Here is a 17,161-nt window from a genome sequence, read left to right as displayed (position 1 = left end):
TGAAACGAAACCGTTCCGAAAGCTCAGCGTCGCCAGGGCCTTGGCCGATCGTGCCCGCGCCTGTGCCCGGTACGATCGATGGCGCCGGCCGCGCGGTTCATCGGACGCTCATCGAAAGGGTTTATTTTCGCATCTGCAAAGGGCGCCGGCGAACCAAACCGTTGGCGGAGGGTTTAAAGCTCAGCTCTCTTCCCAAGTGGCCTGCGATGGGGTAGCTCTCGATCTTATGGGTGCGCTGCAACAAGTGCTCGTCGTCGACGATGGTGTCCGTGCCGTCGATCACTCCCTGGCCGGAGAATTGGCCGAGCTCGGCTATGCCAGCGTCACCGTCTCCCTCGAGGCGGCGGCGGACGTGCTGGCGGTGATCGCCCGGCCTGCCGCCATCCTGCTCCAGACCTCGTCGCGCCGCGATTCGAGCTATGCCCGCCTCGCAGCCCGGCTTCGTGCGCAGGTCCGCGACCAGGGCATCCCGGTCCTGGTGATCGACGGCGCGAAGGGGCGCCGCGCGGGCGCGCCGATCGACCTGATGAGCCGCATCGGCCCCTACGTCGTCAACGAACCCGACCTCTAGGCATCGCCCGGCCCGGGCGCCGATCCGCTACGAATGGATCGGCGCGTCGTGCTTGTGGAACGCCTTGAGACGGCGGAACAGCGCCGTGTCGTAGTTTCCCGGCACCTGTTCCTCCCCGACGAGCCAGCGGAACAGGTCGCGGTCCGGCACCTCGATCAGGCCCTCGAACAGGTCGAGATCCGCATCGCTCATGCTGCCGATCTCGGCGTCGGCGAAGCGCCCCATGATCAGGTCCATCTCGCGGATGCCCCGGTGCCAGGCGCGGAACAGCGTGCGGCGGCGGCGGGGATCGAGATCCGCGCTGGTGCGGGTGGTGCCGGACATCGTGAGGGCCTTCGGATCGCTGGAGACAACCCGTGATCCGAGGATCACGGGACGAAAGGCTCAGACCAGGCCCGCGAAGGCGGTCTCGGACCACGCCGCGGACGGCCCGGGCGGGGCCGGGACGGGATCGCGCGGGCCGACCGGCGGCTTGTGCCCGCGCTGGCCCTTGGCGACCCGGGTGCCGCGGTCCGGCTTGGCCGGGCCGCCGACCGCATCGAACTCGAACAGCAGCCGGTTCCCGCGCGCGTCGCTGATCCATCCGTCGGAGAACCAGCCGACGAAGCGGCCCGAATAGGCGAAGACCTTGTCGTCGTCGATGATCGCCGCGGGCCGCCCATCCCAGTGGTAGACCGCCCGGCCGTCGTCGCAGAAGGCGGATGGACGTCCCTCCCGGTCGAAAAACTCGATCATCGCCTTGGCTCCCGCCGCCGGCCGCGCCGAGCGCCGCCACCGTCCGTATCTAAGCCATCGCGGCCGACCTGCCAGCCGGCCGCATCCGGGCGCCGGGCACAGGATCCTCCGATCCGCCGATCACGGGAGGGCGACGCGGCGCGCCAGCGTCGAGCGGCCGCGCGCGACGGGGCGGGATGCACGGGCTATTAGGGCCCGCCGGGCAGGATGGGCCGAACGAGCGGATTGGCGATGCGCGACGAGACGGCCCCTGCGCTCCTGCGCCCCAGCATCCTCGATCCGCTGTTCGCGCCCGCGCGCGGGCTGCCGGGCGTCGGCGCGAAGATGGCGCCCATGATCGAGCGGCTGCTCGGCACGCCCGAGCGGCCGGCCCGTATCGTCGACCTGCTGTTCCACCTGCCGCAGGGCGGCATCGCGCAGAAGCTCGTCGGCTCGGTCGGCGAGGCCCCTGTGGGCGAGCCGGTCACCGTCGGCGTCACCGTCTCGCATCACCGGCCGGCCGGGACCGGGCCGGGCAGGCGCCCGCACCGGGTGCTGGTCGAGGACGAGACCGGCGACATCACCCTGGTGTTCTTCGGGATGCCGGCGGCGCGGGTCGAGAAGATGCTGCCGCTGGGCAGCCACCGCTACGTCACCGGCCGCATCGACCTCTGGGACGGCAGCCGCCAGATGGTGCATCCCTCCCGCATCGTCGACGCGGAAGGCCTGGCCGCCCTGCCCTCCGTCGAGCCGGTCTACGGCGCCACGGAAGGCCTGACCTCGCGGGCGATCGGCAAGCTCGCGGTGGCCGCCCTGGAGCGGCTGCCGGTGCTGCCGGAGTGGCAGGACCCGGCCTGGCTGCGGCAGAACCGGCTGCCGCCCTTCGCCGACGCGCTGCGCGCCGAGCACCGGCCCGAGGAGGCGCCCAAGCCCTCGACGCTGGGCCCCAACGGCGTCCCGGTCCCGCCGCCCGCGACGCCGTCGCGAAAACGGCTGGCCTACGACGAGCTTCTGGCCTCGCAGCTGGCTTTGGCGCTGATGCGGGCGCGCAGCCGCCGCAAGCCCGGACGGGTCAACGCCGGCGACGGCCGCCTCTCCGCCCGGATCGAGGCGGGGCTGCCCTTCGCGCTGACCGGCGCGCAGACGCGCGCCGTCGCCGAGATCCGCGGCGATCTGGCCTCCGACAAGCGGATGCTGCGCCTGCTCCAGGGCGATGTCGGGTCGGGCAAGACCGCCGTGGCGCTCCTCGCCATGGCCTCGGCCTGCGAGGCCGGCCGGCAGGCGGCGCTGATGGCCCCGACCGAGATCCTGGCACGCCAGCACTTCGAGCGCCTGAAGCCGCTGGCCGGCGCCCTGCGCCTGCGCCTGATGACCGGCCGGGACCGCGCCGCCGAGCGCCGGGCGACGCTGGCCGACCTCGCCGCCGGCGAGATCGACATCCTGGTCGGCACCCACGCCCTGTTCCAGGACAGCGTGGTGTTCGCCGATCTCGGGCTGGCGGTGGTCGACGAGCAGCACCGGTTCGGCGTCCACCAGCGCCTCGCGCTCGGCGCCAAGGGCGCGGCGGTCGACATTCTCGTCATGACCGCGACCCCGATCCCGCGGACGCTGGCGCTGACCTGCTTCGGCGACATGGACGTCTCGGTCCTCGACGAGAAGCCGGCCGGACGGCAGCCAATCCGGACGATCACCATCCCGACCGAGCGCATCGACGAGGTCGTGGCCGGCCTCCACCGCGCGCTCCAGGGCGGCGAGCGCGTCTACTGGATCTGCCCGCTGGTGGCCGAATCGGAGTTCGTCGACCTCGCCGCGGCGGAGGAGCGCTTCGAGGACCTGAAGCAGCATTTCGGGGCCGAGGTCGGGCTGATCCACGGCAAGATGCCCGGCGCCGACAAGGATGCGGCGATGGCCCGCTTCGCTGCGGGCGAGACCCGGGTCCTGGTCTCGACCACCGTGGTCGAGGTCGGGGTCGACGTGCCGGAGGCGACGATCATGGTGATCGAGCATGCCGAGCGCTTCGGGCTGGCCCAGCTCCACCAGCTGCGCGGCCGGGTCGGGCGCGGCGCGAAGGCCTCGTCCTGCCTGCTGCTCTATCGCGGGCCGCTCGGCCAGGTGTCGAAGGCCCGCCTCGAGATGATGCGCGAGAGCGAGGACGGGTTTCGCATCGCCGAGGCCGATCTGCGGCTGCGCGGCGAGGGCGAGGTGCTCGGCACCCGCCAATCCGGCCTCGCGGCCTTCCGGCTCGCCCGCCTGGAGAGCGACGGCGCCCTGCTGGAGGTCGCCCGCGACGACGCGCGGCTGATCGTCGAGCGCGATCCGACCCTGCGGACCGAGCGGGGCCAGGCGCTGCGGGTGCTGCTCTACCTGTTCGAGCGCGACGCCGCGATCCGGCTGCTCGGAGCCGGCTAGAGCATCGTCGAGCGAGGTGGATTCCCGCTGGCGTGACGACGATGCGCCCTCGAGACGAGAGCGAGCCGTGTCCGTGATTGACGGATCACGGACCATGCTCTCGCCGGCGCGGGTTGCCGCAGCATGGGCGACAGGCGCGCGCGATCGCCCTAGATCCGTTTGGGTCGTACCAAGGATTCTCCGCCCGTGCCCCAGCCGCCCCGACAGGACAGGACGTTTGCCGTCGCGGTGGTCGGCGCCGGCGCCGCGGGCCTCGCCGCCGCCCTGGCGCTCGCCCGCGACGGCGTGCCCACGGCCCTGGTCGGACGCCATGCGCCCGTGGCCGACGGGCGCACCGTCGCCCTGCTCGACGGGTCCGTGCGCTTCCTCGCGGCGCTGAAGGCCTGGGGCGGCATCGCCCCGCAGGCCGGCCCGCTGGCGACGCTGCAGATCATCGACGACACCGGCAGCCTGTTCCGCCCCCCGCCCGCGCGCTTCCAGGCCGGCGAGATCGGGCTGGAAGCGTTCGGCTGGAACGTCGAGAGCCGGCTCCTGGTCGAGTCCCTGCGCCGGCAGGCACGCACCACCGAGAACCTCACGCTGTTCGAGAGCGATGCCGCGGAAGCCGTTCCGGGCGAAGAGGTTTCCGAGGTTCGGCTCGTCGATGGCGGCCGCGTCTCGGCGCAGCTCGTCGTCGCCGCGGACGGGGGGCGGTCGCCGTTGCGGAGCGCGAGCGGCATCCGGGTGCGGGACTGGTCCTACCCGCAATCCGCGATCACCACGATCCTCGCGCACGACCGCCCGCACGGCGACGTCTCAACCGAGTTCCACACCCGCGGAGGCCCCTTCACCCTGGTGCCGCTGCCGGGGAACCGCTCGAGCCTGGTCTGGGTCGCGGCCGAGGGCGTCGCGCCCCGGCTCGCCGCGCTCGACGACGCGGCGCTGGCCGAGGCGGTCACGCGCCAGGCGCAGGGCATGCTCGGGACGATGCGGATCGACGGCCCCCGCGGCCTAGTGCCGATGCGTGGCCTCTCCGTGGCGACCCCGACCGCCCACCGCCTCGCCCTGATCGGCGAGGCCGCCCACGTCTTCCCGCCGATCGGCGCGCAAGGCCTGAACCTCGGATTGCGGGATGCCGCCGCCCTTCGGGACGCGGTGCTCGGTGCCACCCGCGAGCGCCGCGATCCGGGCTCCCGCGCGGCGTTGTCCGGCTTCGCCCGCGCCCGCCGGCTCGACGCGGCGCTGCGATCCACGGCGGTCGACACGCTCAACCGGAGCCTGCTCGCCGACCTCGTGCCCGTCGACGCGCTGCGCGGCTTCGGCCTGCTGGCGATGAGCGCGATCGGGCCCTTGCGCCGCGCCGTGATGCGCGAGGGCGTCCTGCCGCGGCTCGGCGCACCCGAGCAGATGCGGGCCGCGCGCTGAACGGAAAAACTCCTTTTTACGTGTTAATTGTCCCTGTCGGCTCGCGTTGGGCATCAAGCGTTTCGGCGCGAAAATCGGGTGCGCGTCCCTCCGGCGATCCGCCCCTGCGACACCGGCATGCGGAGCACCGACCCGAGCCGCTCCGTGCCGGACCTATCGGCGCAAGAGCCGACGGGTCCGCATCGGGAAAAAACGATTGAAAATCGTCGATTACGAGTGGGTTGCCTCGAAAAGCTCATCCCCTGCATTCGTCCGGTCGGACCATGGCGGCCCGGGTCGGAGCGCCGCATCGTCGGATCGCCGCCTCCTGACACCCTGCCTTCCGGTCTATACATCCCGTCTCGCGGGCTTCACGTCCCGCCCCCGGGCATCGCCTGCCCGCCCGATTCGACGACGAACAGACACCCGATGGCCAAGCCCGCATCCAAGACGTCCGCATCCAAGACGCCCGCGCCCCCGGTCCCCACGCCGAAGGTTCAGACGGCGCGCTTCGCGCTTCCTAAGTCCGGGCCGCTGGCGCGGATCCGCGACGCATTCGCGCGCGGCGAGAGCCCGACGCTGGCCGGCGTGCCGGACGGGTTCGACGCCCTGGTGGTGGCCGACCTCGCGCGCGCCCTGAGCGCCGGCTTCGAGGGGCCGGCGGTGCTGGTCCACGTCGCCCGCGATTCCGGGCGCTCGGCGGCCTTCGTCAACGCCCTGAAGTTCGTCGCGCCCGAGATCGAGGCGATGAGCGTGCCGGCCTGGGATTGCCAGCCCTACGACCGGGTGTCGCCCAACGGCGCCACCGCGGCGCAGCGCATGACCGCGTTCTCGCGGCTGACGCGCACGCGCTCCTCGGAGGCCGCGCCCCGCATCGTCTGCACCACGGTCAACGCCCTGATCCAGCGCGTTCCGCCGATGAAGCGCATCGCCGTCGAGACCTTCTCCGTCGCCATCGGCAACGTCGTCTCGATGGACAAGGTCGTGGCCTGGGTCGAGGCCAACGGCTTCCTGCGCACCGGGACGGTGCGCGACACCGGCGAGTACGCCGTGCGCGGCGGCATCCTCGACCTGTCGCCGCCGGGGCTCCCGAACCCGATCCGCCTCGACTTCTTCGGCGACACGCTGGAATCGATCCGCGCCTTCGATCCGGAGACGCAGCGCACCGTCGGCCAGCTCCGCTCCCTCGATCTCGTGCCGATGAGCGAGGTCCAGCTCACCACCGAGACCATCCGGCGCTTCCGCCAGGGCTACGTCGCCAATTTCGGGGCCGCGACCCGCGACGACCGCCTCTACGAGACCGTGAGCGAGGGCCGGCGCTATGCCGGCCTCGAGCACTGGATGCCGCTGTTCTACGAATCCCTCGACACCCTGTTCGACTACGTCGCCGGGGTGCCGATGGTGTTCGAGCCGCAGATCGAGGATGCGGCCGCCGAGCGGCTGGCCCTGATCCAGGACTACTTCCAGGCTCGCGAAGGCGCGCGCAAGACCCCGCAATCGGGCGTCGCGCCCTACAAGCCGCTGCCGCCGCGCGCCCTCTACCTGACCCAGAACGAGCTGCGCGACCGGATCGCGGCCTGCTCCGTCGCCCGGCTGACCCCGTTCGCGGTGCCCGAGGGCGGAGCCGGCGGCCCGGCCATCGATTGCGGCGCCGAGCCCGGCCGCACCTTCGCCGCCGAGCGCGCAAGCGAGGCGGCGAGCGTCTTCGACGCGGCGGTGGCGCATGTGAAGGACCTTCAGGGATCCGGTCATCACGTGATCCTCGGATCCTGGTCCGAAGGCTCGCGCGACCGGCTCTGCGGCGTGCTCGCCGACCACGGCCTCAGGAAGCCGATGGCGATCTCGCGCCTGTCGGACGTCTACGCGCTGAAGCGCGGCACCGACGTCGCCGTCGCGGTCTGGGGCCTCGAATCGGGCTTCACCGCCGGCCAGCTCGCCGTGATCTCGGAAGGCGACATCCTCGGCGACCGGCTGGTGCGCCAGAAGCGGAAGTCCAAGCGCCCGCAGGACGTCATCCTGGAGGTGCAGGCGCTTCAGCCCGGCGACCTCGTCGTGCACGCCGACCACGGCATCGGCCGGTTCGTCGGCCTGAAGACGGTGACGGCGGCCGGCGCCCCGCACGATTGCCTGGAGCTGCAATACGCCACCGGCCTGCTGCTGCTGCCGGTGGAGAACATCGAGCTCCTGACCCGCTACGGCTCCGAGGATTCCGAGGTGGCGCTGGACCGCCTCGGCGGCGCCGGCTGGCAGGCCCGCAAGGCGCGGATGAAGAAGCGCATCCTCGAGATGGCCGGCGAGCTCATCAAGGTCGCCGCCCAGCGCTTCGTGCGGCAGGCGCCGCGGCTGGTGCCGCCCGAGGGCCTCTACGGCGAGTTCGCCGCCCGCTTCGCCTTCGAGGAGACCGAGGACCAGGCCAACGCGATCGAGGCGGTGCTCTCGGACCTCAACGAGGGCCGCCCGATGGACCGGCTCGTCTGCGGCGACGTCGGCTTCGGCAAGACCGAGGTGGCGCTCCGCGCCGCTTTCGCCGCCGCGATCTCCGGGCGGCAGGTGGCGGTGGTGGTGCCGACCACCCTGCTCGCGCGCCAGCACTTCCGCACCTTCGCCGAGCGCTTCAAGGGCCTGCCGATCCAGGTCGCGCAGCTGTCGCGCTTCGTCGGCGCGGCCGAGATGAAGCAGACCCGCGCCGGGCTCGCCGACGGCACCGTCGACATCGTGGTCGGCACCCATGCGGTGCTGGCCAAGACCATCGCCTTCAAGGACCTCGGCCTGATCATCGTCGACGAGGAGCAGCATTTCGGCGTCAGCCACAAGGAGCGCCTGAAGGCGCTGCAGGCCGACGTGCACGTGCTGACGCTCTCGGCCACCCCGATCCCACGGACGCTGCAGCTGGCGATGACGGGCGTGCGCGACCTCTCGATCATCGCGACCCCCCCGGTGGACCGCCTGGCGGTGCGCACCTTCGTGACGCCGTTCGATCCGCTGACCATCCGCGAGGCGCTGCTGCGCGAGCGCTACCGCGGCGGCCAGTCGTTCTACGTGGTGCCGCGGATCGAGGATCTGGCCGAGGTGAAGCGCTTTCTCGACACCGAGATGCCCGAGACTACGGTGGCGGTCGCCCACGGGCAGATGGCGGCGGGCCAGCTCGAGGACGTGATGACCGCGTTCTACGAGGGCAAGTACGACGTGCTGCTCTCGACCACGATCGTCGAATCCGGTCTCGACATCCCCACCGCCAACACGCTGATCGTGCACCGGGCCGACATGTTCGGCCTGGCCCAGCTCTACCAGCTCCGCGGCCGCGTCGGACGCTCCAAGGCCCGCGCCTACGCCCTGTTCACGACGCCGGCCAACCGCACCCTGAGCGCCCAGGCCGAGCAGCGCCTCACCGTGCTGCAGACGCTCGACACGCTCGGCGCCGGCTTCCAGTTGGCCTCCCACGACCTCGACATCCGCGGCGCCGGCAACCTGCTCGGCGACGCGCAGTCCGGCCACATCAAGGAGGTCGGCTACGAGCTCTACCAGCAGATGCTGGAGGACGCGGTCACCGCGCTCAAGGCCGGCTACGAGGAGCCGGTGGAGGAGGCGTGGTCGCCGACCATCGCGCTCGGCGCCCCGGTCACCATCCCCGAGACCTATGTCGAGGATCTCGGCGTGCGGCTCGCCCTCTACCGCCGGCTCTCGACCCTGGAGAACGACGCCGAGATGGAGGCGTTCGGCGCCGAGCTGATCGACCGCTTCGGGCCGCTGCCGCCGGAGGTGGAGCAGCTGCTCAAGATCGTGACGATCAAGATCCTGTGCCTGGCCGCCAACATCGCCAAGGTCGAGGCCGGGCCGAAGGGCGTCGTGGTCCACTTCCGCGACAAGTCGTTCGCGAACCCGCAGGGGCTGGTCGCCTACGTCGCCGAGCAGGCCTCGTTCGCGAAGGTCCGGCCCGACATGAGCGTGGTCTTCATCCGCGAGCTCGACTCGATCCCGGCCCGGCTCAAGACCGCGACGCAGGTGGTGCGGGCGCTGGCAGGGATCGCCGAGCGCGGGGGGAAGAAGAAGGCGGCGTAAGCGCCGCTCAGCGCGTCGCCAGGGCCTGCGAGGCGTCCGGTCGGGATGCGTCCAGGCGCGGCGTCGCCGGCTGCGGGGCCTTCGGATGCAGCGCGCCGAGCGAGCCGGTCGGCAGGTTCGACGAGCCTTCGGCCAGCGCCTCCTGTCCGCCGAAGGCCGTGCCCTCTTGGCCGAGCTTCTCCGCGTGGGCGAACAGCGCCTTCATGTAGCGCTGGTCGAACGGGGCCGGCGAGGTGTCGGTGAAGCGGTCGTCGATCTCGGCGACCTTCAGGTCGATGGATTCGCGGCGGGCGAAGGCGTCGGCCAGCGCCAGGGCGTCGCGCGTCTGCGCCTTGATCGCCGACGACATCGCCCGGCCGAGCACCGAGAGCGTGGTGTGCGTCGCCATCTGGAAGTACGGCGCGAGCTTGTTGTTGACGACGAGGTAGACCGTCCGGGCCGGGATCCTGACCCCGCCGGCACCCGTCTGCGCCGCGATCAGCGCCGGCTTCGGCGCGAGGAAGAACGGCGCCGTGGTGCCGCCGTCGACGTGCATCTCCTGGATCGTCTTGCCCTGGTTCGTCTTGCCGTCGACGGTCGTCGAGTCGATCGAGACAGGCGGGAACACGCCCGGCACGGCGGACGAGGCCAGCACGATCGACCGGAACAGGTTCAGCGCCTTGTCGTCGCCGATCGTCGCGATCGCGCCCATGTCCCACAGCACAGGGCGCTCGGTGTCGAGCTCGGTGGTGGCGACCAGCAGGCGCCGGCCCTTGGCGTGCTCGGCGGCGATCGCCTTGAGCAGGCGCGGCGTCACCGCCTTCTCGATCCGGCGCTTGAGCGGCCAGGTGTCGGTCAGGGCCTCGGCGGAGCCGCCGAACTCGAACACGTCCGCCGCCGAGACCGTGGTGTAGGCCTCGCGCAGGGCGGCATCGCCGGCGGCACCGATGAAGGCGAAGGGGGCGATCAGGGCGCCCGTCGAGACGCCGGTGATCACGCCGAAGGCCGGGCGGCGCCCGCTCGCGCTCCAGCCGGAGAGGAGGCCCGCGGCGAAGGCGCCGTTCTCGCCGCCGCCGGACAGCACGAGCCAGGGGTCGGCCGCCGCGGACGCCCCGTCGATCAGCGCCTGGAAGGCCTGCCCGTCGTCGCCGGCGATGCGGATCGCGCCCTTCAGGGCGGCAGGACGCGCCGTCGCGATCTCGCCGGCGGTGAACGCCGTGCGCTCGGTGCGTTTGGCAGTATCCGATCCGGCACGGGAAAGGTCAGGCGCACCGATTCCAAGTGCAAGGATCGTCGCGCAAAGCGCGAGCTGACGCGTCTTCGAAGAGGGCATAGCCCGTTTCCCGATACCGATTGACCCGCCTCGGTTCGAAAACGCTGCGCCGTCCGCCGTGTTCCCGCAACCGGGCACGACCACCGAGCCGGCCGCGCCATTCGTGCGGCAGCGCACCATGACGCTTGCGACGCGGATCGCTTTACGCCGGGCCTGTGCTTGCACTAACCGGACGAACCGGTCCGTCACGCCGACTCGGCAAGCCGACCTGCAACGAGGTTCTTCCATGAAACTGCCGCGCCGCTTCTTCCAGCCGCTCGCCGCCGGCGCGCCCGAGCCCTTCCGCGAGCTGCCGGTGCGGCTGGAGCGGATGATCCACTTCGTGCCGCCGCACAACGACAAGGTCCGCGCCCGCGTGCCGGAGCTCGCGCCGACCGTCGACGTCGTGCTCGGCAACCTCGAGGACGCGGTGCCGATGGACCAGAAGGAGGCGGCCCGGAAGGGCTTCGTCCAGATGGCGCAGGCGACCGACTTCGCGGCGACCGGCACCGGCCTGTGGAGCCGCATCAATGCGCTGAACTCGCCGTGGTTTCTCGACGACCTGTTCGAGCTCGTGGCCGCCGTCGGCTCGAAGCTCGACGTGGTGATGATTCCCAAGGTCGAGGGCCCGTGGGACATCCACTACGTCGACCAGCTGCTCGCCCAGCTCGAGGCGCGCCACGGCGTGACGAAGCCGATCCTGATCCACGCGATCCTGGAGACGGCCGAAGGCGTCGCCAACGTCGACGCCATCGCCTGCGCGTCGCCCCGCATGCACGGCATGAGCCTCGGCCCCGCCGACCTGGCGGCGTCCCGCGGCATGAAGACCACCCGCGTCGGCGGCGGCCACCCGGAATACCGCGTGATCGCCGACCCGGCCGGCGAGGGCGTCGCCCGCGCCTCCGCCCAGCAGGACCTCTGGCACTACACCATCGCGAAGATGGTCGACGCCTGCATGGCCAACGGCATCAAGGCCTTCTACGGCCCGTTCGGCGACTTCTCCGACGGCCCGGCCTGCGAGGTCCAGTTCCGCAACGCCTTCCTCATGGGCTGCGCCGGCGCCTGGACGCTGCATCCGAACCAGGTCGCCATCGCCAAGCGCGTCTTCGCCCCCGATCCGGACGAGGTGGCCTTCGCCGCCCGCATCGTCGCGGCGATGCCCGACGGCACCGGCGCGGTGATGCTCGACGGCAAGATGCAGGACGACGCCACCTGGAAGCAGGCCAAGGTCATCGTCGACCTGGCCAAGCTCGTGGCGGCCAAGGACCCGGAGCTGGCCGCGGTGTACAAGCTCGGCTGATGACCAGACCTCGATGAGCCCGACGCATCGAGGCTTGGCCCCCGCGACCGCGGGGCGGCAGCTCTCCGCCGGACCTCACGGGTTCTCGCCCATGAGGTCCGGCATGAGCCGTCACGGCCCGAACCGGCTTCGGTAATCCTGCGGCAGCGCAGCGACGAGCCGCAGGAAGCTGCGGCGCATGGTTTCCTCCGAGCCGAAGCCGCAGGCCTGCGCGATGCGCTTCACCGGGCGCCTGGTCTCGGACAGCGCCCGTTGCGCCGCCTCCACCCGCAGGCGCTCCACCCCCTTGGCCGGCGTCAGCCCGGTCGCCGCGCGGTAGTGCCGGCCGAGGCTGCGCTCGCTCATGCCCGCCACCGCCGCCAGCGCCGGAAGCGAGAGGTCGCCGGCCAGGTTCTCCCGGATCCAGGCATGGAGGGCGTCGAACCGGTCGTCGCCGGCCTGGAGCGCGAGCGCCGCGCTGAACTGCGCCTGCCCGCCGGGGCGCTTGAGGAACATCACGAGATGGCGGGCGACGCCGAGCGCCAGCGCACGGCCGAGATCCTGTTCCACCAGCGCCAGCGCCAGGTCGATGCCGGCGGTGATCCCCGCCGAGGACCAGACCGGGCCGTCCTGCACGAAGATCGGGTCCGGCTCGACGCGCGCCAGCGGATAGAGCTCGGCGAGCCGCTCGCAATGGGCCCAGTGGGTGGCCGCCCGGCGCCCGTCGAGGAGCCCTGCCGCCCCGAGCAGAAAGGCGCCGGTGCAGACCGAGGCGACCCGCCGCGCCCGCGCCGCCCGCGCCCGCATCCAGTCGACGAGGTCCGCGTCGGCCGAGGCCGCGACGACGCCGGGGCCGCCGGCGACGATCAGCGTGTCGAGCGGGGCGTCGCGGTCGGGCAGGGGGTCGACCGCCAGCCGCAGGCCCGCGGACGAGGTCAGCGCGCCGTCGCCCCAGCCGACCACACGCGGCGCGTAGGGCCGCGAGCCCCGTGCCTGCTCGTTGGCCGTCGCGAAGACCTGCAGCGGACCAGCCACGTCGAGCAGTTGCACGGACGGAAAGGCCAGCACCTCGACGATGCGGGGCGATCCGGCGTGGGTTCGAACGGTATGGGTTCGAGCGGCATCTGGCTGGAAACGAGGGTCGTCTGGCATCCCGGCCAGATCTTGAGGCCTTAGGGTGTCCCTGTCCACCACGGAGACCCCGCGATGATCCCCCCCGAGACCCACCTGCAGATCGGCTCGCTCCTGTTCGAGGGGCTGGACCAGATCGACCTCACCGGCCCGTTCGAGGTGCTGTCCCGCATCCCGAACGCGACCTACCGGATCTACGCCCCGACCGCCGAGAGCGTGCGCGACGTCCGCGGCCTGCGGCTCACCCCCGACGCGGCCTTGGCCGATGCGCCGCAGCTCGACGTGCTGCACGTGCCCGGCGGCTTCGGCCAGGAGGCGCTGATGCGGGACGAGGCCGTGCTCGGCTGGATCCGGCGGCAGGCGGGGGGAGCCGGGCACGTCTTCTCGGTCTGCACCGGCGCCCTGCTCCTCGGCGGTGCCGGGCTGCTGAGGGGGCGCCGGGCGACGACGCATTGGAGCGCCTTCGCGCTGCTGCCGTATTTCGGCGCGCAGCCCGTCGACCGGCGCGTCGTGGTCGACGGGTCGTGGGTGTTCGCGGCCGGCGTCACCGCGGGCATCGACGGCGCGCTGCAGCTTGCGGCCGAGCTGCGCGGCCCGGAGGTCGCCCAGGCGATCCAGCTCGGCATGGAATACGCCCCCGAGCCGCCCTTCGACAGCGGCACGCCGCGGACCGCCCCGGCCGCGATCCTCGAGCGGGCGCGCATCGGCGTCGCCGAGATCACCGCGCGGCGGGAGGCGACCGCACGCAGGGTCGCCGCCGAGCTCGGGATCGCCCTCCCCGCCGGCGGGTGAGGCTCGTCTCGATCACGCCGGCCGCACGGGCGAGGCCGGCCCGCGACGCGGGTCGGTTCCGATGCACCGCCCCCGGAACCCGGTGACAAGGCCGCCATCCGCGCCTATCTGATCCGTCATGATGGATCAGGCCATGACCGACCCGCGACCGACCGAATCGAGACTGCGCATCGCCAAGTTCGGGATCGGCGCGGTGGTGCGCCACCGGATCTACCCGTTCCGCGGCATCGTGTTCGATGTCGATCCGGTGTTCGACAACACCGAGGATTGGTGGCTGGCGATTCCCGAGGAGGCGCGTCCGCGCAAGGACCAGCCGTTCTACCACCTGCTCGCCGAGAACGCCGAGACCGAGTACGTCGCCTACGTGTCCGAGCAGAACCTGGTGCCCGACACCTCGGGCGAGAGCCTGCGCCACGCCGGCATCCCGGAGATGTTCGAGCGCGACCCCGGCGGCACCTACCGCATGCGCGACCGCACCGCGAACTGACCGTTTCGGGACGCGCGCCGTCCGGTGCTCCGAGCGGCTTCGGGGCCTACGATCCCGTCACGTCGGCGCTCGTCGCCCTGCCGATTCCGGCGGCTTCCATCCGTGCCCAGGCGGCGGCGAGCGATTCGCCCTGGTCGATCGCCCGCGTCGCGTCCGCGACGACGGCGGCCGCGAAGCCTGCCGCGCGCGCATCGAGGGCGCTCCAGGCGACGCAGTAATCGGTGGCGAGCCCGCACAGGACCACGCGCCGGACGCCGCGCTCGCGCAGGTAGCCGGCGAGCCCCGTCGGCGTCCCGTCGGCCTCGACGAAGGCCGAGTAGCTGTCGACTCCAGGGCTCAGGCCCTTCCGCAGGACGAGGGCGGCGCCGGGCAGGTCGAGGCCGGGGGCGAGCCCCGCCCCGGCGCTGCCCTGCACGCAGTGGTCCGGCCACAGCACCTGCTCGCCGTAGGCCAGCCGCACCGTCTCGAACGGCGCCCGGCCCGGATGCGCGCTCGCGAACGAGACGTGCCCGGCCGGGTGCCAGTCCTGCGTCAGCACCAGGGTCCGGAACCGCGCGGCCAGCGCCCGGATCGGCGCGAGAACGGCGTCGCCGTCGGGCACCGCGAGCGCGCCGCCGGGCAGGAAGTCGTGCTGCACGTCGACGACGATCAGGGCCTCGGCCGCGGCGACCGTCACGGGCAGCCCCCGGCTTCGGCGGAACGGCGTCCGCCCGGGATCCTCCGATCCGGCGATCCCGGGATCACGGGACCATCACCGTCGAGCCGGTGGTCTCGCGGCCGGCAAGGTCGCGGTGGACCTGCTGGGCCTCCGACAGCTTGTAGGTCCGGTTGACCGGGATCCTGACCGCCCCGCTCTGCACCACCGAGAACAGGTTCTTCGCCATCTCGGCCAGGATCTCCGGGCGGCTCGCGTAGGTGAACAGGGTCGGGCGCGTCACGTAGAGCGAGCCCTTGGCGGCGAGCAGGCCGAGGTCGAGCGCCTTGATTGGGCCGGAGGCGGAGCCGAAGCTCGCGAGCAGGCCGAGCGGGGCCAGCGAATCGAGCGAACCCATCAGCGTGTCCTGGCCGACGCCGTCGTAGACCACCGGGACGCCCTTGCCGTCGGTGATCTCGCGGACGCGGGCCGCCACGTCCTCTTCGCGGTAGAGGATGACGTGGTCGCAGCCGTGGGCGCGGGCGAGCTCCGCCTTGTCGGCCGAGCCGGCGGTGCCGATGACGGTGGCGCCGAGGTGCTTGGCCCATTGGCAGGCGATCAGGCCGACGCCGCCGGCGGCCGCGTGCCACAGGATCGTGTCGCCCGGCTTCACCGCATAGGTCCGGTGCAGCAGGTACTCGGCGGTGAGCCCCTTCAGCATCATGCCGGCGGCGGTCGAATCGTCGATCCCGTCCGGCACGTGCACGGCGGCCGAGGCCGCGATCAGCGGCTCCTCGGCGTAGGTGCCCTCCCCCGATCCGGTGGCGACCCGGTCGCCGACCGAGAACCCGGTCACGCCCTTGCCGACCGCCGTCACGGTCCCGGCGACCTCCTTGCCCGGGGTGAACGGCAGCTGTGCCGCCTTGTAGGCGCCGGAGCGGAAGTAGATGTCGATGAAGTTGACGCCGATCGCGCCGGCGCGGATGCGGATCTGGCCGGGGCCGGGCTGCGGCGTCGGCACGTCCTCGTAGGCCATCACCTCGGGGCCGCCGTAATCCTGAACGCGTATCGCCTTCGGCATCGTCGTCGCCTCTTCCTCGCGTGAGATCGTGCCCGGCGAGATAAGGGACGGGGCGCCCGGCGCAATGGCTTCGATCGGGGCGGGCGATACAGAGCGGGGCGCGCATCCCGGCGCCGCGAGCAAATCATCGATCCGGGGAGGGAACGCGATCGGCCCGGACGCGGTTGAGAGGCCCACGTCGCCGAGCATGCCTTGCAGTGGCCATGTTTCAATCTTAACTGAACCTGAACGAAAGGCTGATTCGTTCAGGCCGTCACGGGAAAGATGGAGGACAGCGATGCTGACCGGACCGTTCCAACGCCTGCCGGGGTCTTCCGAGGGATGGCAGTCCCTCGCTCACGAGCCCTGGCTGCTGCCGATCTCCGACGCCGCCTCCGAGCAGGCTTCCGACGTGGGTATCGCGGTTCGCCGGGCCGCGCGGCCCCTCTGGATCGCCGCCAACGGCCTCTGCTTCGCCCTGGCGCTCCTGCTGGCCGCCGAGACCTCGACCGGCTGGATGAGCGGCAACCGCGTCGCGGCGACGCCGAAGACCGTCGTCACCGCCAGCGCCTCCTGAGTCAGACCGTTTCGCGACGCGGGGCGGCGCCTGCCGGCGTCTCCCGCGACGTCTCGGGCGCGAGCCCCTGCGCCGTCCGCAGGGTCGCGGCCATGGCCTGAAGCCGGGCCTGCGGATCGTCCGGCTGGATGACGCCGGCCGACATCACCAGCTTGGCCGCATCGTCCACGCTCATCCCGACCTCGATGATGTCGGTGCGCGGCAGGTAGAAGAAGAACCCCGTGGTCGGGTTCGGCGCGCAGGGCAGGAACACGCCGACATAGTCGTTGCGGCCGTCCTCCCCTGCTTCTCCCTTGCCGCCGGGAAGCGCCGCCTGGACGTCGGGCGCGGCCGGCGCCGACAGGAACACCACCGACCAGGTTCCCTTCACCGGGAACTCGACGAGGCCGACCGTGCGGAACGAGGTTCCGTTGGCGGAGAACAGCGTCTCGAAGATCTGCCGCAGGCCCTTGTAGAGCCCCGAGATCACGGGCGTGCGCGCCAGCAGCACCTCGCCGAACTCGATCACGCTGCGCCCGACAAGGTTCGCCGTGAGGAAGCCGAGCAGGGTCACCGCCACGAAGGCGATGAGCATGCCCAGCCCCGGGATCGAGAACGGCAGGTAATGGTCCGGCAGGTAGCTCGCCGGCACCAGCGGCTTCACGAACCCGTCGATCAGCGTGATGATCCACCACGTGATGTAGGCGGTGATCGCCAGCGGCCCCGCGACGATGATGCCGGTGAGGAAGTACGTCCGCAGCCGTCCGCGCGCGCTCACGCGGGGGCGGGGGCCCG

The 17,161-nt window shown here is 72.0% G+C and carries 15 protein-coding genes; 8 read left to right on the top strand and 7 right to left on the bottom strand.

Features of this window, described 5'->3' with window-relative positions; translation table 11 throughout:
- Positions 1-226 precede the first annotated feature (226 nt).
- On the top strand, positions 227-571 hold the full coding sequence (locus MKK55_RS26085; RefSeq protein ID WP_243938445.1) for a hypothetical protein: 345 nt from the start codon (positions 227-229) through the stop codon (positions 569-571).
- 27 nt (positions 572-598) lie between these two features.
- On the opposite strand, the gene MKK55_RS26080 is transcribed toward MKK55_RS26085, so the two are convergent.
- Positions 599-895, bottom strand: coding sequence for a succinate dehydrogenase assembly factor 2 (locus tag MKK55_RS26080; protein ID WP_147729745.1), 297 nt, complete (start codon positions 893-895; stop codon positions 599-601).
- 60 nt (positions 896-955) lie between these two features.
- On the bottom strand, positions 956-1,306 hold the full coding sequence (locus MKK55_RS26075) for a 4-fold beta flower protein (protein WP_147729744.1): 351 nt from the start codon (positions 1,304-1,306) through the stop codon (positions 956-958).
- Between the two features lie 231 nt (positions 1,307-1,537).
- On the opposite strand from MKK55_RS26075, the gene recG reads away from it, so the two are divergent.
- The 3 genes from recG to mfd all read left to right on the top strand — a co-directional run bounded on the left by recG (position 1,538) and on the right by mfd (position 9,136).
- Positions 1,538-3,694 (top strand): ATP-dependent DNA helicase RecG, encoded by a 2,157-nt coding sequence (gene recG, locus MKK55_RS26070; RefSeq protein WP_243938443.1) that lies wholly within the window; start codon positions 1,538-1,540, stop codon positions 3,692-3,694.
- Between the two features lie 186 nt (positions 3,695-3,880).
- The gene (locus MKK55_RS26065) at positions 3,881-5,098 is read left to right on the top strand and encodes a UbiH/UbiF family hydroxylase (RefSeq protein ID WP_243938441.1); all 1,218 of its coding nucleotides are present in this window, start codon (positions 3,881-3,883) and stop codon (positions 5,096-5,098) included.
- A 408-nt stretch (positions 5,099-5,506) separates the two neighbouring features.
- Complete coding sequence (gene mfd, locus MKK55_RS26060) at positions 5,507-9,136, top strand: transcription-repair coupling factor (RefSeq protein ID WP_243938439.1); 3,630 nt, start codon at positions 5,507-5,509, stop codon at positions 9,134-9,136.
- 7 nt (positions 9,137-9,143) lie between these two features.
- Here the strand turns inward: mfd and MKK55_RS26055 are convergent, their stop codons facing one another.
- Positions 9,144-10,448, bottom strand: a complete 1,305-nt coding sequence (locus tag MKK55_RS26055; RefSeq protein ID WP_147728377.1) for a patatin-like phospholipase family protein — start codon at positions 10,446-10,448, stop codon at positions 9,144-9,146.
- Between the two features lie 226 nt (positions 10,449-10,674).
- On the opposite strand from MKK55_RS26055, the gene MKK55_RS26050 reads away from it, so the two are divergent.
- Positions 10,675-11,727 carry an HpcH/HpaI aldolase/citrate lyase family protein gene (locus tag MKK55_RS26050; protein ID WP_147728376.1) on the top strand — a complete coding sequence of 351 codons (1,053 nt, stop codon included), beginning with the start codon at positions 10,675-10,677 and terminating at the stop codon, positions 11,725-11,727.
- 111 nt (positions 11,728-11,838) lie between these two features.
- Here MKK55_RS26050 and MKK55_RS26045 read toward each other — a convergent pair whose 3' ends face one another.
- Positions 11,839-12,858, bottom strand: a complete 1,020-nt coding sequence (locus MKK55_RS26045) for a GlxA family transcriptional regulator (protein ID WP_243938437.1) — start codon at positions 12,856-12,858, stop codon at positions 11,839-11,841.
- 54 nt (positions 12,859-12,912) lie between these two features.
- Between MKK55_RS26045 and MKK55_RS26040 the strand changes: the two genes are divergently transcribed.
- Both MKK55_RS26040 and hspQ read left to right on the top strand, forming a co-directional pair.
- Positions 12,913-13,629 carry a DJ-1/PfpI family protein gene (locus tag MKK55_RS26040; protein WP_243938435.1) on the top strand — a complete coding sequence of 239 codons (717 nt, stop codon included), beginning with the start codon at positions 12,913-12,915 and terminating at the stop codon, positions 13,627-13,629.
- Between the two features lie 133 nt (positions 13,630-13,762).
- The gene (gene hspQ, locus MKK55_RS26035; protein ID WP_147728590.1) at positions 13,763-14,116 is read left to right on the top strand and encodes a heat shock protein HspQ; all 354 of its coding nucleotides are present in this window, start codon (positions 13,763-13,765) and stop codon (positions 14,114-14,116) included.
- Positions 14,117-14,162: 46 nt separating this feature from the next.
- Here hspQ and MKK55_RS26030 read toward each other — a convergent pair whose 3' ends face one another.
- The gene (locus MKK55_RS26030) at positions 14,163-14,792 is read right to left on the bottom strand and encodes a nicotinamidase (protein ID WP_243938433.1); all 630 of its coding nucleotides are present in this window, start codon (positions 14,790-14,792) and stop codon (positions 14,163-14,165) included.
- Positions 14,793-14,856: 64 nt separating this feature from the next.
- A complete protein-coding gene (locus tag MKK55_RS26025; RefSeq protein WP_243938431.1) occupies positions 14,857-15,831 on the bottom strand; it encodes a quinone oxidoreductase family protein in 975 nt (324 codons plus the stop codon).
- 277 nt (positions 15,832-16,108) lie between these two features.
- On the opposite strand from MKK55_RS26025, the gene MKK55_RS26020 reads away from it, so the two are divergent.
- On the top strand, positions 16,109-16,387 hold the full coding sequence (locus MKK55_RS26020; RefSeq protein WP_147728587.1) for a hypothetical protein: 279 nt from the start codon (positions 16,109-16,111) through the stop codon (positions 16,385-16,387).
- A 1-nt stretch (position 16,388) separates the two neighbouring features.
- Here MKK55_RS26020 and MKK55_RS26015 read toward each other — a convergent pair whose 3' ends face one another.
- A complete protein-coding gene (locus MKK55_RS26015; protein ID WP_243938429.1) occupies positions 16,389-17,144 on the bottom strand; it encodes a DUF502 domain-containing protein in 756 nt (251 codons plus the stop codon).
- Between the last annotated feature and the right edge of the window lie 17 nt (positions 17,145-17,161).

Origin of the sequence: Methylobacterium sp. J-059 (genome assembly GCF_022829485.1) — a bacterium.
GTDB lineage: Bacteria > Pseudomonadota > Alphaproteobacteria > Rhizobiales > Beijerinckiaceae > Methylobacterium.
This window is presented reverse-complemented; position numbering and strand designations above follow the sequence as displayed.

Excerpts from the sequence above, each read along its gene's own strand:
- MKK55_RS26075 (WP_147729744.1), bottom strand. The coding sequence starts at position 1,306 with ATGATCGAGTTTTTCGACCGGGAGGGACGTCCATCCGCCTTCTGCGAC.
- MKK55_RS26050 (WP_147728376.1), top strand. The coding sequence starts at position 10,675 with ATGAAACTGCCGCGCCGCTTCTTCCAGCCGCTCGCCGCCGGCGCGCCC.
- MKK55_RS26045 (WP_243938437.1), bottom strand. The coding sequence starts at position 12,858 with ATGCCAGACGACCCTCGTTTCCAGCCAGATGCCGCTCGAACCCATACC.
- mfd (WP_243938439.1), top strand. The coding sequence starts at position 5,507 with ATGGCCAAGCCCGCATCCAAGACGTCCGCATCCAAGACGCCCGCGCCC.
- MKK55_RS26020 (WP_147728587.1), top strand. The coding sequence starts at position 16,109 with ATGCTGACCGGACCGTTCCAACGCCTGCCGGGGTCTTCCGAGGGATGG.
- MKK55_RS26040 (WP_243938435.1), top strand. The coding sequence starts at position 12,913 with ATGATCCCCCCCGAGACCCACCTGCAGATCGGCTCGCTCCTGTTCGAG.
- MKK55_RS26080 (WP_147729745.1), bottom strand. The coding sequence starts at position 895 with ATGTCCGGCACCACCCGCACCAGCGCGGATCTCGATCCCCGCCGCCGC.
- MKK55_RS26085 (WP_243938445.1), top strand. The coding sequence starts at position 227 with ATGGGTGCGCTGCAACAAGTGCTCGTCGTCGACGATGGTGTCCGTGCC.
- MKK55_RS26055 (WP_147728377.1), bottom strand. The coding sequence starts at position 10,448 with ATGCCCTCTTCGAAGACGCGTCAGCTCGCGCTTTGCGCGACGATCCTT.
- recG (WP_243938443.1), top strand. The coding sequence starts at position 1,538 with ATGCGCGACGAGACGGCCCCTGCGCTCCTGCGCCCCAGCATCCTCGAT.
- hspQ (WP_147728590.1), top strand. The coding sequence starts at position 13,763 with ATGACCGACCCGCGACCGACCGAATCGAGACTGCGCATCGCCAAGTTC.
- MKK55_RS26025 (WP_243938431.1), bottom strand. The coding sequence starts at position 15,831 with ATGCCGAAGGCGATACGCGTTCAGGATTACGGCGGCCCCGAGGTGATG.